The following is a 14,621-nucleotide window of genomic DNA, read 5'->3' as shown; positions in this document are numbered from 1 at the left end:
ATGTCGGTTATTCTTTGATATCGCGAATGCTCAAACGGTTAATCGCTTTTTTGAGCGCGAGCTCCGCACGACGGAATTCGAGGTCCGAGAGCTTCGTGTCTTGAAGACGACGCTCGGCACGAACTTTCGCCGCAGAAGCGCGGTCGTAGTCGATTTTATCCGCCATTTCGGCTGTTTCAGCTAAGATCGTCACCGTGTCGGGACGAACTTCCATGAAACCGCCGCTGAGTGCGATCAGCGTGCGTCCACCATCTTCGTGGCGCAGTTTGAGAACTGAGATATCGAGCGGTGTCACCATCGGGATGTGTTTCGGTAAGATACCGAGTTCACCGGTCACCGATTTGGCGACGACCATCCGTGCCTCGCCCTCATAGGCTGCACCATCCGGGGTGACGACGTTGACGTGAAGAGTATTCATCGTCTAGTTTCCCCCTTCCGTGTAGGTCTTAGACCAACGTCTTCGCTTTTTCGATGACGTCTTCGATTGGACCAACGAGACGGAATGCATCTTCTGGAAGATCGTCGTGTTTACCATCGAGGATCTCTTTGAAGCCGCGAACTGTCTCTTTAACTGGTACGTACGAACCTTTTTGGCCTGTGAACTGCTCAGCCACGTGGAAGTTTTGTGACAAGAAGAACTGAATACGACGGGCACGGTGAACCGTGAGCTTATCGTCTTCAGACAACTCGTCCATACCGAGGATTGCAATGATATCTTGAAGCTCTTTGTAACGCTGAAGCGTCTGCTGGACGTTACGGGCTACTTCGTAGTGCTCAGGTCCGACGATGTCAGGCGAGAGGGCACGTGAAGTCGATGCGAGCGGGTCAACGGCTGGGTAAATCCCCATCTCCGAAAGACGACGCTCCAAGTTAGTCGTTGCATCAAGGTGAGCGAACGTTGTCGCTGGAGCCGGGTCAGTATAGTCATCGGCTGGTACGTAAACCGCTTGAATCGATGTGACCGATCCTTTAGCTGTTGACGTGATTCGCTCTTGAAGCATACCCATTTCCGTTGCGAGTGTTGGCTGGTAACCTACGGCAGATGGCATCCGACCGAGAAGGGCCGATACTTCCGAACCTGCCTGTGTGAAACGGAAGATGTTATCGACGAAGAGAAGAACGTCTTGTCCTTGCTCATCGCGGAAGTATTCTGCCATTGTAAGACCCGTCAAGGCTACGCGAAGACGCGCGCCAGGCGGCTCGTTCATCTGACCGAAGACCATCGCCGTTTGCTTGATAACGCCTGAGTCCGTCATCTCGTGGAACAAGTCATTTCCTTCACGCGTACGCTCACCGACTCCTGCAAATACAGAAATCCCGCTGTGCTCTTGCGCGATGTTGTTGATGAGTTCCTGGATGAGAACGGTTTTACCTACACCGGCACCACCGAAGAGGCCGATTTTACCACCTTTGATGTATGGTGCGAGAAGGTCGACGACTTTGATTCCTGTTTCCAAGATTTCAACTTTTGTCGACAACTCATCGAACGTCGGTGCGAGACGGTGAATCGGTGACCGACGGACAGTCGGTGACACTTCTTTATCGTCAATCGGGTTACCAAGTACGTTGAAGACACGACCGAGCGTCTCTTCTCCGACCGGTACTGAAATCGGTGAACCTAAGTCAAGTACTTCCATGCCGCGGCGAACGCCGTCCGTTGAGTCCATCGCAATCGTACGGACCGTGTCATCCCCAAGGTGAATCGCCACCTCGAGCGTCAAGTCGACACTGACATCTTGTGCCGATTCAGCCACGTGCGTGACTTTAAGGGCGTTATAGATGTTCGGTAAGTGGTTGTCGAACTTAACGTCGATAACTGGGCCCATGACTGCGACTACGCGGCCTTTCATGCCGTATTCGTTCATCGTGTTAGCCTCCTACAATCTAGAGGGCGTGCGCTTATTCAAGCGCAGCCGCACCTCCGACAATCTCTGTGATTTCTTGTGTGATCGCCGCTTGACGCGCGCGGTTGAACTTGAGCTTGAGTCCACGGATGAGTTCATCCGCGTTGTCTGTCGCGTTCGACATCGCCGTCATCCGAGCCGCGTGCTCCGATACTTTCGCATCGAGGAGCGCGCCGTAGATGAGTCCTTCCGCGTAACGCGGAAGAAGCGCTGCTAAGATCGTTTCTTCTTCTGGTTCGTATTCATACATCACATTAGATGCGGTCTGTTCGATATTCCCAAGCGGAAGCAATCGATCAATCTTCACTTCTTGGCTGATGACAGAGATAAATGAGTTGTAGCAAAGCTTCAATTCATCAATCTCGCCTTCACTGAACGCGCCGACCGTCTGTTTGACGATCTCTGCGACTTCAACGAATGATGGCTGGTCGTTCAATCCTGTCATGGCACTGTACACCGGAATGTTGCGTGCCTTGAAGAACTGAACGCCGACCTTCCCGATCACGTACAGACGGTACTCGTCTGTTGAACCGTGTTTGGCTTTCAACTCGCGATACACGTCACGAAGGACGCTGGCGTTGTATCCACCAGCAAGTCCGCGGTCTGACGTGATGACGATATAGCCGGTCCGTTTGACGGGACGGACTTGAAGCATCGGGTGTGTTGCGCCTGAAGTACCGCCGGCAATCGACGAGATGACTTCCTGCAACTTGGTCATGTACGGCTTGAAGTTAGCGTTGCTCCCTTGAGCGCGGTTCAATTTCGAGGCCGACACCATGTTCATCGCTTTCGTGATTTGCTTTGTGCTTTGGGTCGAGGTGATCCGCATCTGGATCTCACGTAATGATGCCATTTCGATTCACCACCTTAATAGACGCTCGTCACCGGATTAAACCGATGGCGAGAACGTCTTTTTGAATTCCGTAAGTGCATCGACCATCGCCTCGTCAGCAGGAAGGTTTCCTGTTTGACGGATTTCACGGCAGAGGTCCGCACGGTTTTGGTCGAGCCATGCGTTCATTTCTTTTTCGAAACGACGGATGTCTTCGACTGGGACGTCATCGAGATGACCTTTCGTGAGAGCGTAGATGATGATGACTTGCTTGTCGACCGAGAGCGGTGCGTTCAAGTCTTGTTTCAAGACTTCAACGGTACGTTGTCCACGGTTGAGCTTCGCTTGTGTCGCTTTGTCGAGGTCCGACCCGAACTGGGCGAACGCTTCGAGCTCACGGTATGACGCGAGGTCAAGACGGAGCGTACCGGCAACTTTCTTCATCGCTTTCACTTGAGCCGAACCACCAACACGCGATACCGAGAGACCGGCGTTAATCGCAGGACGTACCCCTGAGAAGAAGAGGTCCGACTGAAGGAAGATTTGACCGTCTGTGATCGAGATAACGTTCGTCGGGATGTAAGCCGAGATATCCGACGCTTGTGTCTCGATGAACGGAAGTGCTGTCAATGAACCGCCGCCGAGTTCGTCGTTCAACTTCGCCGCACGCTCAAGAAGGCGTGAGTGGAGGTAGAAGACATCCCCTGGGTAGGCTTCGCGGCCTGGAGGACGACGGAGAAGAAGCGAGAGCTCACGATAAGCTGCCGCTTGTTTCGAGAGGTCATCATATACGACGAGGACGTGTTGTCCGCGGTCCATGAAGTACTCACCCATCGATACCCCAGCGAATGGTGCGAGGTAAAGAAGTGGGGCTGGCTGTGAAGCCGATGCCGAAACAACGATCGTGTAATCGAGGGCGCCGTTTTGACGGAGCGTCTCAACTACGCCACGGACAGTCGATTCTTTCTGACCGATTGCGACGTAGATACAGACCATGTTTTCTTCTTTTTGGTTGATGATCGCATCGATTGCGAGCGAAGTCTTACCAGTTTGACGGTCACCGATGATGAGCTCACGTTGTCCGCGACCGATTGGTACGAGGGCGTCAATCGCCTTAATCCCAGTTTGGAGCGGTTCGTGAACTGACTTACGGGCCATAACGCCGTAAGCTTTACGCTCGATCGGGTTGTATGTGTCCGTCACGATCGGTCCGAGACCGTCGATTGGTTGTCCGAGTGGGTTGACGACGCGTCCGAGGAGCGCTTCACCGACTGGAACTTCCATGATGCGGCCCGTACGTTTTACCGAGTCGCCTTCTTTGATGCCTTTGTAGTCGCCAAGGATGATAATCCCGACGTTACCTTCTTCTAAGTTTTGCGCCAAGCCCATTACGCCGTTAGAGAACTCTACGAGTTCCCCCGCCATAACGTTATCGAGTCCGTATGCACGAGCGATACCGTCACCTACTTGAATGACTGTACCTGTCTCACTGACTTCGATTTCAGAACCGTACGAAGCGATCCGCTCTTTTAGCAGGGCGCTGATTTCTTCAGCTTTGATCGTCATTGAATTCACCCCTATTTCTTACGCATTCAACAATTCACGCTCGAGGCGTGTTAGTTTGTTTTCGATTGTGTCATCATACGTCGTGTAGCCGATCTGGACACGGAGTCCACCGATGACGTCTTCATCGACGACGTTCTTCAATTGAAGCGTCTTATTCATCTTCTGACCGAAGACGAGTTCGACTTCTTTCAACTCTGTTGCCGACAACGGGTAAGCACTCGTGACGAACCCTTCGGCGATGCCACGGTAGTCGTTGATGTAATCAAGGACGTAGCGCGACAAGCCGCGAACTTCGCTCGCACGGTCGTTTTCGACCATGACGAGAAGTGTGTTGAGCACGATATCTGTCATGTCACCAAAGCTATGTGTTAAAAGCTGTGCAAGCTCGCTGTCACTGATTGCCGGATTCGTTAAGAGATCCGTGAGTTCAGGAGTCGCGTGGAGCACTTCATCGAGCAGACGCACTTCCGCTTCGACTTGGTCGAGCGTGCCTTGTTCCCGCGCTAAGTCGAAGAGCGCTTTGGCATAGCGTTTTGCTAACGATGTGTTCATCAGTTAGCACCTTTCGCTTTAGACAGGAAGTCTGTAACGAGGGCACGTTGTTTCGCTTCGTCGCCTTTGAGGTCTGACTGAAGGACGTGGCGTGCGGCCGAGAGCGCCTGTGTGACGACTTCGGTCTGGAGCGATTGCTTCGCGAGCTCACGCTCACGTTCGATCGCTTTACCCGCCTCGATCTTGATTTGTTCGGCTTCCAAACGCGCCTGCTCCACCAAGCGTGCTTGTTCCGCTTCTGCTTGACGACGGCTTGAATCAAGCATTTCTTTCGATTCTGTACGTGCGGCGCTGAGCGCGTCACGTTGTTCGACTACATATGTTTCCGCATCTTTGCGGCTCTTTTCGGCGAGCTCAATTTCGTTCGCTACATACTCTTCACGCTGTCTCATCATTCCAAGGAGTGGTCCCCAAGCAAATTTCTTCAACAGGGCCAAGAGTACGAGGAATGTGAAAAGTGTAAAGATCATATCCAGGATGCGGAGGCCTTCGCCGCCAGCACCAGCTGCAATCATCATCGTATCCATGCATACCCTCCTCTTGACTAAATAAGTGAGGGAGACACGCTCCCTCTTACGTTGTTCTCGTTAACTCGTAATCAAGAGTTGAGGAGAAGGAAACCGACAGCCACACCGATGATCGGGAGGGCTTCAACCAAACCGATACCGATGAACATTGTTTGACGAAGTTCGTTTTTGAGTTCTGGCTGACGTGCTTGTCCTTGTACTGTTCCGTATACGATGAGACCGTTACCGATACCAGCCGCGAGTGCTCCAAGACCGATAACGAGTGCTGTTGCGAGAAGATTCATTTGTTCCATTGTGTATATTCCTCCTAAAAGTTAAGTAAATAGTTTTTTTGTTCAACGCTTTGGCGAGACCTGCCCGAATTAATGCTCGGCAGAAGCTTTATGCCCGATATACACCATTGCAAGCGTCAGGAAAATGTAGGATTGGATAACCCCGATAAAGATTGAGAAACCTTGCCATAAAATCATTGGGAGAATTGCGAACACAGCACCGAGCGGGTTAAGTGCCCCTTCTGCGGTAATTGCGAGTCCCAAGATGATGGTAATCATGATTTCACCGGCAAAGATGTTACCGTAAAGACGCAGACCGAGCGTCAAGGTGTTCGCGAACTCCTCGATGAGCTTGATCGGCAATAAGAACCAGACCGGCTTCACGAATTCCGCCGAGTAGTGCTTCAAACCGTGTAGCTTCACGCCGTAATAGTGCGACATTGCAACGACGAGTGTCGACAATGCCAACGTGACGTAAGGATCGGCCGTCGGTGAGTTGAACCATAGATAGTGACCAGAGATGACGTTAAACGGTAGACCCATTAAGTTTGAGAAGAGAATGAACAAAATCAACGTCATTCCAAACCCGATAAAACGGCCACCTGTCTTCCAGTCCATCGCACTCGAGATAATCCCGCGTGTGAATTCTGCGAAGAATTCCATTAAGTTCTGCTTACCAGTCGGCTTCATAGCCAAGCGTCGCGTTCCCCAAACGGCAAACGTAAATACGAGTAGTGATGCGATCAGCACCGTAATGACGTTCGTCCAGCTCCCATATAACGTATAATCTCCGAGTTGTAGAGAATATGTGGGAAACTCATGACCCATTAGTATTCACCTCTTTTCCTGCTGAGCTGGGCAAGTGTGAACTCGCCAAATTGTATGATGTGGCCGGCGATTAGACCAGTTACCACCGCTATCAGCGATACTCGATCCTCATAAAAGAGACCGACTATCACGGCTAGTGCACCGACTGCCATCCTTGAAACAGTCCCGTGCGACTTCGGGCGTCGTCCATGTTCGATCACGTCAAACATCCGAATGACGCTTCGATTCTGCATATGTAGAATGATGAGACTGGCGACCCCGCCTAAGAACAAGCCGAGAAATACCGGTTTGTACATAGGGACGATGAGCGCTCCGATGAGGAGAATGGCGAACCATCCGATAAACCACTTCGTATAGCGTTTCATCAACTGCTGTTGTGCTTTTCTGTCTGCTTGCACTTGTTGTAAGTTCATTCGTCCTCTCCTGTCAGTAAACTTCGAAGGGTGAGAACTAGCGCCGTGATCCCGAAAGCCATTCCGAGAAGCACTGACACATTCCAACCAAACGTGCCCCAAATTTCACGTCTCGCACCGTATTGGCCAACGAGATAACCGATGACGATCGGTCCAGCGAGCGCGGTCGAGATTTGAGAGGCGAGCGAGGCATAAGATAGGTAACGATTGTCTTTTTTCGTCATCCCCATCCCCCTTTCGAGCTGCCAAGCCATGCATCTTCTCCATCGGATTCACACTCGCGTGACCATCAAAAGTCACACAAGTTCAGAGTACTGGAAATGGCATAAGAAGTCAATTGATTTCACAATTATAAAAGCGCTTTAAATCAAGTCGTATCAAGGCTTTTACGCAGTTCACAAACTAAATTAAAATCATCAAATTTTAAGAAAGTATGAAGAAACGGTGAAATAAAAATGTTGACTTTATAACATTTCACATTACGAATCAGATGAAGAATAGTTCAGTTATACCTTCACGTTTTGGAAATTACAATGCAAAACGGCTTACGTTCACAAAAGGTTTTGAAACAAACGTTGACCCGATTTTGAAATCGTTTACATCGTCCTGTATCAGTATACCGATTATCTTTTTGTCATGTCGAGGGGTTCTGACGAATTTGTAGTGATGAATATCACACCGCCTTTTCCGAGCGGTCAATCGCCTGGAAAGCCCTTCCTATCAACCCGAAATGGGTGGACAATACCAGTTCGAATGGCTACGATTACGATGTAAGCGCTATCTAAAAATGTGTCGATTTTGTGACTTTCGAAACCGACGCCCGCATCGAATGCATGTTGATGCGTGTGAGGAGGAACTAGAATGGATTGGATGACCCAACTACGCGAGGAGATCGGCGCCGATGTCGTCTTCACGGACTCGACGACCCGACTCGCCTATTCATTTGACGCGACGCCGAACTATCAAGCGATGCCAGACGCGATCGTCGCCCCCCGCTCGACCGAGGACGTGCAGGCCGTGTTGCGGCTGTGCCACGAACACCGGATCCCGGTCGTCCCACGCGGATCGGCGACAAATCTTGCCGGCGGCACGACGCCGCTTTCCGGTGGTGTCGTCATGGACTTCCGTCATATGGACAAGATTGTCGAGATTGATGAGAAGAATTTGACAGTGACGGTCGAACCGGGCTGCATTACCGCCCATTTGGCACAAGCCGTCGAGGCGAGAGGACTGTTCTACCCGCCGGATCCGAGCTCGATGAAAATCTCGACGATTGGCGGCAACATCAGCGAGAACTCAGGTGGGTTACGCGGATTGAAATACGGTGTGACGGCCGATTACGTGCTCGCGCTCGAGGCGGTGCTCCCGAACGGGGATGTCCTCCATACGGGCGGCAAGCTCGCCAAGGACGTGGCCGGGTACGATTTGACGCGTCTCCTCGTCGGCTCGGAAGGGACACTCGCCGTCATTACGCAAGCGACGCTCAAGCTCATCCCGCTCCCCGAGACAAAACAGACGATGCTCGCTTATTTCGAGGACTTGGACAGCGCGGCCCGAACGGTGAGCCGCATCATCGAGAACCGCGTCATCCCGGCGACACTCGAGTTCATGGACAAGAAGACAATCGAGGTCGTCGAGGCGTACGCGAACATCGGATTGCCGACGGACGTCGGCGCTCTCCTTCTATTAGAACAGGACGGCCCGCGTGACGTCGTCCGACAAGATATCGAAGCGATGCATGCTGTCTGTTTAGAAGAAGGTGCCTTGTCGGTCGAAGTGGCCCGAGACGAGGCACATGCCGAGACGCTTCGCTACGCCCGGCGCATCGCCTTGTCCGCCCTCGCCAGGCTCAGCCCGACGACGATTTTAGAGGATGCGACCGTGCCACGGAGCGAGATTGCCGAGATGGTCCGGCGCATCGAAGCGATCGGACGGGCGTATGACATTCAAATCGCCACGTTCGGTCATGCCGGGGACGGCAACCTGCATCCGACAGTCGCGACCGATGCCCGGAATCATGAGGAGATGGAACGTGTCGAGGCGGCGTTCGCCGATATTTTCGCCGCCGCACTCGACCTCGGCGGGACGATCACCGGCGAGCATGGGGTCGGGGCGATGAAAGCACCGTATCTCGAATGGAAGCTCGGTCCGGCCGGGATAGACGTCATGAAAGGCATCAAGCTCGCCTTCGACCCGCACGGCATCATGAACCCGCAGAAGATGTTCGCCAAAGCGGCGAAAAAACGCATCGTCCAAGGAGGTAAATCATGAAGCAGACGCCCGAACTCGCCACCCGCATGACCGAGAAGCTCGACTATGAAGAGATGCTCGGCTGCATGCGTTGCGGCTTTTGCCTGCCGACGTGCCCGACGTATATCCGCTCGAAAGACGAGTCCGCCTCCCCGCGCGGTCGCATCGCCATCATGAAAGGTGTCGTCGACGGATTGATTGAACCGGATGAGGGCGTCGAAAAGACGCTCAACGAATGTCTCGGTTGTCTCGCCTGTGAGCCGGCATGTCCGGCCGGGGTACGCTATAGCGTCTTGCTCGAGGACGCACGCGCCGCCATTACCGAACATAAACGTGCGACGGGACAAATGCCGGTCCGCGAGCGGCTCGTCCGAAAAGTCGTCTTTGACGGGCTGTTCTTGAATAAGGCGAAGATGGAGACGGCGACGGGCTTTCTCCGCTTCTATCAACAGTCTGGCGTCCAGACGCTCACTCACAAGCTCCGCATCCTCGACTGGTTCCCGGACCAGCTCCAGAAGATGGAGACGATTTTACCGACGGTCCCACCGAAGACGGAGCGACGTCGACGTCCGGAGCAAATCCCGGCGACGGGAGCGACAACGGCCCGAGTCGCCTTCTTCAGCGGCTGTTTGATGGACACGATGTTCTATGAGACGAATGCCAACACGATTAAACTGCTCCAAGCGGCGGGCTGCGACATCGTTATCCCGAAAACGCAACAGTGTTGCGGGGCCTTACATGGTCATGCCGGCGAACAGGCGGGCGCCGTCACGCTCGCCAAACAGAACATCGCGGCGTTCGAGGCCGAGGACGTCGACTACATCATCACGAATGCCGGCGGTTGCGGCGCGTTCCTCGTCGGCTATGACCATCTGTTGAAGCACGACCCAGAATGGGCCGAACGTGCGGAACGATTCACGGCCAAGATTAAAGACTTCGCGTCAATCTTGCTTGAGGTCGGCTTCCTCGACCGCGTCCCGCTCGCCCTGCCGGAGCAACTCATCACGTATCAAGATTCGTGTCACTTGCGCAACGTCCAAAAAGGCGCGCTCGCCCCGCGGGTATTGCTCCAGGCGATCGAAGGGGCCGTCTATATCGAGCAGAAGCACGCCGACCACTGCTGCGGCTCGGCCGGTGTGTACAACATTCTGCAGCCCCATATCGCCAACGACATCCTCGAGATGAAGATGGGGCACGTGAACGCCACGGCAGCACAAACGATCGTGACGTCAAATCCGGGTTGCCACATGCAGATGCAACTCGGGATTCAAGAGCATGGGACTGAATCGATGCGCGCCGTCCACTTGGCGGACCTGCTCGTCGAAGCGATGCCATCCTGACCAATCAAGAGGAACGGCCCGCTGATCCGGGTGCTGTTCCTCTTTTTTCTCCTTTTATAAAAAAAAATAGAAGTAATAATCCCCGCTTTATCCGACCTTTAAACGCTTTTTTCAAAAATAATGTTTACAATCCTTCGACAACGGGCATATAAGGTTATGTGAAAATAATTATTGAAAAGGGTGAATGCATGATTGAATTTAAACAAGTGCAAAAAACATTCAAGAACACGACCGTCTTGAAAGAGATGAACCTCACCATCAACAAAGGTGAACTCGTCGTCTTTATCGGCCCCTCCGGCTGCGGGAAGACGACATCGCTCAAAATGATCAACCGTTTGATCGAGCCGACGGAAGGGACGATCATCGTCAACGGACAGGATACCCGGAAGATGGACCCGATTGAACTGCGTCGCCAGATGGGCTACGTCATTCAACAGACCGGCCTCTTTCCGCATATGACGATTCGCGAAAACATTCAATTGATCGCCGGTCTCGAAGGACACGCCGAACAAGACATGGATGCGCGCACCGAACACCTCCTCCGCATGGTCGGCCTCGACCCGGACCAATTCATCGATCGCTATCCGAGCGAATTGAGCGGCGGTCAGCAGCAGCGTATCGGATTTGCCCGTGCCCTCATGAACGACCCGGAAGTCATTTTGATGGATGAACCGTTCAGCGCCCTTGACCCTGTCACTCGAAACGATCTCCAAGAAGAACTGTTCAATCTTCAAGAAGAAGTGAAAAAGACGATTGTGTTCGTCACCCATGATATGGATGAGGCGATCAAGCTGGCCGATCGCATTTGTATCATGCGCGACGGGGAAATCGTCCAATTCGATACTCCGGAACAAATTCTCCGGAACCCGAAAGACGAATACGTCGAGTCGTTCATCGGGAAGAATCGGATTTGGAACAGCCCTGAATTCATTAAAGCGAAAGACATCATGATCACCGACCCGGTATCGATCAGCGGGAAGCGGACGGTGCTTCAAGCGATTGAAATCATGCGCTCCCGCAAGGTCGACAGTTTGTTGATCACAGACCGTGATCGTGTCCTTCAAGGACTCATCAAATTGAAAGATGTCCACGGCATCCAAGACAAGACGAAGCGGCTCGAGGAAGTCATGAACACGAACTATGCTTTCGTCTCAATCGAGGACTCGCTCCTCGACATTTTAGACGTCATGAACACGAGCGACCAAGGGTATCTCCCGGTCGTCGACGGTTCGATGCTTCACGGTTTGATCACACGCAGCAGTTTGCTTTCCGTCCTCAGTGAGCAATTCATGCAAGAGGAGGAAACTATATGAATGCCATTCAATCGTTTTTCAATTACTTCACGAGCAACACCGACCAAATCGGGACGCTCTTGCTCGAACACTTACAGCTGACGGTCTTTGCCGTCTCGCTCGCCGTCTTACTCGGGGTACCACTCGGGATTCTCATCTTACGGATCCCGCGTCTCGCCAAGCCGATTCTCGGTCTGACGAGCGTCGTCCAAGCCGTACCGAGTTTAGCGCTCCTCGGATTTTTGATCCCGTTCATCGGAATCGGATCGACCCCGGCCATCATCATGGTCGTCTTGTACTCGCTCCTCCCGATCGTGAAAAACACGTATACGGGACTATCGAGCATCCCGGGCGATACGCTTGAGTCGGCCAAAGGGATCGGGCTCACCGACCGCCAGATTTTGAGTAAAATCCAGCTGCCGCTCGCACTCCCGATCATCATGGCCGGGATTCGCATCTCGGCGGTCACGGCTGTCGGGCTCATGACGATCTCGGCGTTCGTCGGAGCAGGTGGTCTCGGTTACCTCGTCTTCGCCGGAATCCAGACCGTCGACAACAATCAAATCCTCGCCGGTGCCATCCCGGCCGGACTGCTCGCCTTGTTGATTGACTTCATCGTCAGTCGCATCGAGTATAAAGTAGCCCCGAACGGCATCGTCCTCGCGGATGGACGGATGAAGAAGAAAACACGTCGTTCTGCGAAGAAAGTGACAAAGCCACTCATTGTCATCGCGACGGCGTTCACGCTTCTCCTCGCCGGTTCGATTTACGCCTTCACCCGTGAAGACGATACGATTGTCGTCGGTTCGAAAAACTTCACCGAGCAATTGATTCTCGGGAACATGGTCGCCGACTTGATTGAGGACAAGACCGACCTCGATGTGAAACGTCAACTGAACCTCGGTGGCACCCAGGTCGCTTTCAGTGCCCTACGGACCGGTGAGATTGATACGTACGTCGAATATACGGGCACATTGTTCGTCGATGTATTGAAGCAAGAAGTCGAGAACGACCCGGACGTCGTCTACGACAAAGTCGTGAAACAAGTGAACGAACGTTTCGATATCCGCACGCTCGACCCGATCGGCTTCAATAACACCTACGCCATCGCCGTCAAACAAGAAGACGTCGACAAATACGGTTTAAAGACCGTCTCAGATCTCGCTGCGGTGAGTGACGAGCTCGTCTTCGGTCCGACAATCGAGTTCTCGAACCGGGAAGACGGCTACCTCGGATTGAAAGAGGCGTACCCGTTCAACTTCCAAGACGTGAAACCGGTCGACGGCGGACTCCGCTATACGGCACTCATGAACAATGAGAGTAACGCCATCGACAGCTTCTCGACCGACGGCTTGCTTAAACGCTTTGATTTGACCGTCCTCGAGGACGACAAACAGTTCTTCCCGCCGTATTACGCGGTCCCAATCGTCAGCGAAGAGACGCTCGCCGAGCATCCTGAGCTCGCGGACGTATTGAACTTGCTGAGCGGGAAAATCACGGACGAGACGATGCAAGAGCTCAATTATCTTGCTGACGTCGAGAAACAACGTCCGGAGAAAGTCGCCCGCGACTTCCTTATCCAAGAAGGATTAATTGAACAATAAACCTATACGAAAGACGACCCTCCCGTTCGAATCGGGAAGGTCGTCTTTTTTTGTAGCCGATTTTAACCTACGTTCGTGGCCTGGCCGACCGAGACGCGGTTGCGCCCACTCTGCTTCGCCTGATAGAGGGCTTGGTCAGCCGCCTCAATCAAGTCGGTCTTATCGCCACTTGGCGTTGGCGCATGTTCGGCGACGCCGATGCTGACACTCACTTTTCGCAACGGTGTGTACATTTCGTGCGCGATGTTCAGTTTGAGCACCGCTTGCCGAATTCGTTCCGCGATTTCTTTCGGTTGGCGCGCGTGGCGTGGCCGCAGGAGCACCGCGAACTCTTCGCCTCCATAGCGGGCCGTCATGCCGTCTTCCCCGACCGCCTTGTCGATCGCGTTCGCCACCCGTTCGAGGCAAGCGTCTCCGGCCAAATGGCCGTATGTGTCGTTATACGTCTTGAACGCATCGATATCAAGCAAGAGGAGCGCAAGCACGTCTCCGGTATCGGTTGCTTCGTCCCACATCCGTTCTAACTTCTCGTCAAAAGCTCGACGATTCCAAATCCCGGTCAAGGCGTCATGGAGCGAGCGATGGATGAGCGCTTGTTTGCTGCGCTCGAGCCGGAACGTATGCATGAACGTCATCAACAGCAACAATGCGATGCCGACGACGATGAAGATGACCCATTTCGCTGAATTCGAGGCAGTTTCACTCCGAAGCGTGGCTTGTTGGATAATGTTGTCGATGTCTTCACGAAGGGCCGCATCGACGTCTCGGAACTGGTTGATATAATCGATGCCACTATAGCGACGCGCGTTCGCGGCGATGACGTCACCCGCCTCGATGAGTTCGATTTGCGACGCATGGAACGCCTCCATTTTTTGAATGAGCGGCAACGCCTCGTCTTGAATCAATTCCTGCATGATCGGATGACGCTCGTCGAGTTCACGAATAATACGAATCGTCTCCTCCAATGATTGTTTCGTCGCCTCATACTGTTCGAGCGACTGCGCGTCTTGGTTATATGTATAGCCCCGGACCGACAGCTCTTGGTCGAGCAGTAACCGAAACAGCTCCGAGGCAGCGTTCGAAATCGGGATGGCTTCCTCGACAATCCGTCGATTTTCCTGCTCGATGTCCTGAAACGCGCTATAGCTCCAGACGCTCGTCAAAAACAATGCCATCAAGGAGATGAGTAAGTATCTTTGCAGTAGCGAGAATTTAGTCTTCATCGTGTCTCTTCCCTTATC

Annotated in this window: 15 protein-coding genes; 4 read left to right on the top strand and 11 right to left on the bottom strand. The window is 53.0% G+C overall.

What is annotated here, in order from left to right; genetic code table 11:
- Positions 1–7: 7 nt before the first annotated feature.
- From ACZ2GZ_RS02375 to ACZ2GZ_RS02330, 10 genes are all read right to left on the bottom strand, one after another.
- Entirely contained in the window at positions 8–418 is a 411-nt protein-coding gene (locus ACZ2GZ_RS02375; protein WP_021066141.1) for a F0F1 ATP synthase subunit epsilon, read from the bottom strand.
- Between the two features lie 28 nt (positions 419–446).
- Positions 447–1,865 carry a F0F1 ATP synthase subunit beta gene (atpD, locus tag ACZ2GZ_RS02370; protein WP_021066140.1) on the bottom strand — a complete coding sequence of 473 codons (1,419 nt, stop codon included), beginning with the start codon at positions 1,863–1,865 and terminating at the stop codon, positions 447–449.
- A gap of 34 nt (positions 1,866–1,899) precedes the next feature.
- On the bottom strand, positions 1,900–2,757 hold the full coding sequence (gene atpG / locus ACZ2GZ_RS02365) for an ATP synthase F1 subunit gamma (RefSeq protein ID WP_021066139.1): 858 nt from the start codon (positions 2,755–2,757) through the stop codon (positions 1,900–1,902).
- Between the two features lie 36 nt (positions 2,758–2,793).
- Positions 2,794–4,302, bottom strand: a complete 1,509-nt coding sequence (gene atpA, locus ACZ2GZ_RS02360) for a F0F1 ATP synthase subunit alpha (protein WP_021066138.1) — start codon at positions 4,300–4,302, stop codon at positions 2,794–2,796.
- Positions 4,303–4,320: 18 nt separating this feature from the next.
- A complete protein-coding gene (locus ACZ2GZ_RS02355) occupies positions 4,321–4,854 on the bottom strand; it encodes a F0F1 ATP synthase subunit delta (RefSeq protein ID WP_021066137.1) in 534 nt (177 codons plus the stop codon).
- Positions 4,854–5,381 carry a F0F1 ATP synthase subunit B gene (atpF, locus tag ACZ2GZ_RS02350; protein ID WP_029594688.1) on the bottom strand — a complete coding sequence of 176 codons (528 nt, stop codon included), beginning with the start codon at positions 5,379–5,381 and terminating at the stop codon, positions 4,854–4,856. Before atpF ends, ACZ2GZ_RS02355 begins: the two co-directional genes overlap by 1 nt.
- Before the next feature lie 71 nt (positions 5,382–5,452).
- Positions 5,453–5,665 (bottom strand): F0F1 ATP synthase subunit C, encoded by a 213-nt coding sequence (gene atpE / locus ACZ2GZ_RS02345; protein WP_024370837.1) that lies wholly within the window; start codon positions 5,663–5,665, stop codon positions 5,453–5,455.
- Positions 5,666–5,743: 78 nt separating this feature from the next.
- Positions 5,744–6,481, bottom strand: coding sequence for a F0F1 ATP synthase subunit A (atpB, locus tag ACZ2GZ_RS02340; RefSeq protein WP_021066134.1), 738 nt, complete (start codon positions 6,479–6,481; stop codon positions 5,744–5,746).
- A complete protein-coding gene (locus ACZ2GZ_RS02335; RefSeq protein ID WP_029594687.1) occupies positions 6,481–6,894 on the bottom strand; it encodes an ATP synthase subunit I in 414 nt (137 codons plus the stop codon). Before ACZ2GZ_RS02335 ends, atpB begins: the two co-directional genes overlap by 1 nt.
- Entirely contained in the window at positions 6,891–7,148 is a 258-nt protein-coding gene (locus tag ACZ2GZ_RS02330) for a hypothetical protein (protein ID WP_251128686.1), read from the bottom strand. The genes ACZ2GZ_RS02335 and ACZ2GZ_RS02330 overlap by 4 nt, the downstream gene beginning before the upstream one ends.
- A gap of 616 nt (positions 7,149–7,764) precedes the next feature.
- Between ACZ2GZ_RS02330 and ACZ2GZ_RS02325 the strand changes: the two genes are divergently transcribed.
- The 4 genes from ACZ2GZ_RS02325 (at position 7,765) to ACZ2GZ_RS02310 (ending at position 13,380) form a co-directional block, all read left to right on the top strand.
- Positions 7,765–9,165 (top strand): FAD-binding oxidoreductase, encoded by a 1,401-nt coding sequence (locus ACZ2GZ_RS02325; RefSeq protein ID WP_051627773.1) that lies wholly within the window; start codon positions 7,765–7,767, stop codon positions 9,163–9,165.
- Positions 9,162–10,484 (top strand): (Fe-S)-binding protein, encoded by a 1,323-nt coding sequence (locus tag ACZ2GZ_RS02320; RefSeq protein WP_051627670.1) that lies wholly within the window; start codon positions 9,162–9,164, stop codon positions 10,482–10,484. Before ACZ2GZ_RS02325 ends, ACZ2GZ_RS02320 begins: the two co-directional genes overlap by 4 nt.
- A gap of 188 nt (positions 10,485–10,672) precedes the next feature.
- Complete coding sequence (locus ACZ2GZ_RS02315; protein WP_029594683.1) at positions 10,673–11,797, top strand: ABC transporter ATP-binding protein; 1,125 nt, start codon at positions 10,673–10,675, stop codon at positions 11,795–11,797.
- On the top strand, positions 11,794–13,380 hold the full coding sequence (locus ACZ2GZ_RS02310) for an ABC transporter permease/substrate-binding protein (protein WP_029594682.1): 1,587 nt from the start codon (positions 11,794–11,796) through the stop codon (positions 13,378–13,380). The genes ACZ2GZ_RS02315 and ACZ2GZ_RS02310 overlap by 4 nt, the downstream gene beginning before the upstream one ends.
- A gap of 62 nt (positions 13,381–13,442) precedes the next feature.
- Here the strand turns inward: ACZ2GZ_RS02310 and ACZ2GZ_RS02305 are convergent, their stop codons facing one another.
- The gene (locus ACZ2GZ_RS02305) at positions 13,443–14,603 is read right to left on the bottom strand and encodes a GGDEF domain-containing protein (RefSeq protein WP_029594681.1); all 1,161 of its coding nucleotides are present in this window, start codon (positions 14,601–14,603) and stop codon (positions 13,443–13,445) included.
- Positions 14,604–14,621 lie beyond the last annotated feature (18 nt).

Source organism: Exiguobacterium sp. KKT215, from assembly GCF_055635335.1.
This window is presented reverse-complemented; position numbering and strand designations above follow the sequence as displayed.

Bases quoted from the DNA above. Each gene is read 5' to 3' on its own strand.
- ACZ2GZ_RS02375 (WP_021066141.1), bottom strand. From the start codon at position 418: ATGAATACTCTTCACGTCAACGTCGTCACCCCGGATGGTGCAGCCTAT.
- atpD (WP_021066140.1), bottom strand. From the start codon at position 1,865: ATGAACGAATACGGCATGAAAGGCCGCGTAGTCGCAGTCATGGGCCCA.
- atpG (WP_021066139.1), bottom strand. From the start codon at position 2,757: ATGGCATCATTACGTGAGATCCAGATGCGGATCACCTCGACCCAAAGC.
- atpA (WP_021066138.1), bottom strand. From the start codon at position 4,302: ATGACGATCAAAGCTGAAGAAATCAGCGCCCTGCTAAAAGAGCGGATC.
- ACZ2GZ_RS02355 (WP_021066137.1), bottom strand. From the start codon at position 4,854: ATGAACACATCGTTAGCAAAACGCTATGCCAAAGCGCTCTTCGACTTA.
- atpF (WP_029594688.1), bottom strand. From the start codon at position 5,381: ATGGATACGATGATGATTGCAGCTGGTGCTGGCGGCGAAGGCCTCCGC.
- atpE (WP_024370837.1), bottom strand. From the start codon at position 5,665: ATGAATCTTCTCGCAACAGCACTCGTTATCGGTCTTGGAGCACTCGCG.
- atpB (WP_021066134.1), bottom strand. From the start codon at position 6,481: ATGGGTCATGAGTTTCCCACATATTCTCTACAACTCGGAGATTATACG.
- ACZ2GZ_RS02335 (WP_029594687.1), bottom strand. From the start codon at position 6,894: ATGAACTTACAACAAGTGCAAGCAGACAGAAAAGCACAACAGCAGTTG.
- ACZ2GZ_RS02330 (WP_251128686.1), bottom strand. From the start codon at position 7,148: ATGGCTTGGCAGCTCGAAAGGGGGATGGGGATGACGAAAAAAGACAAT.
- ACZ2GZ_RS02325 (WP_051627773.1), top strand. From the start codon at position 7,765: ATGACCCAACTACGCGAGGAGATCGGCGCCGATGTCGTCTTCACGGAC.
- ACZ2GZ_RS02320 (WP_051627670.1), top strand. From the start codon at position 9,162: ATGAAGCAGACGCCCGAACTCGCCACCCGCATGACCGAGAAGCTCGAC.
- ACZ2GZ_RS02315 (WP_029594683.1), top strand. From the start codon at position 10,673: ATGATTGAATTTAAACAAGTGCAAAAAACATTCAAGAACACGACCGTC.
- ACZ2GZ_RS02310 (WP_029594682.1), top strand. From the start codon at position 11,794: ATGAATGCCATTCAATCGTTTTTCAATTACTTCACGAGCAACACCGAC.
- ACZ2GZ_RS02305 (WP_029594681.1), bottom strand. From the start codon at position 14,603: ATGAAGACTAAATTCTCGCTACTGCAAAGATACTTACTCATCTCCTTG.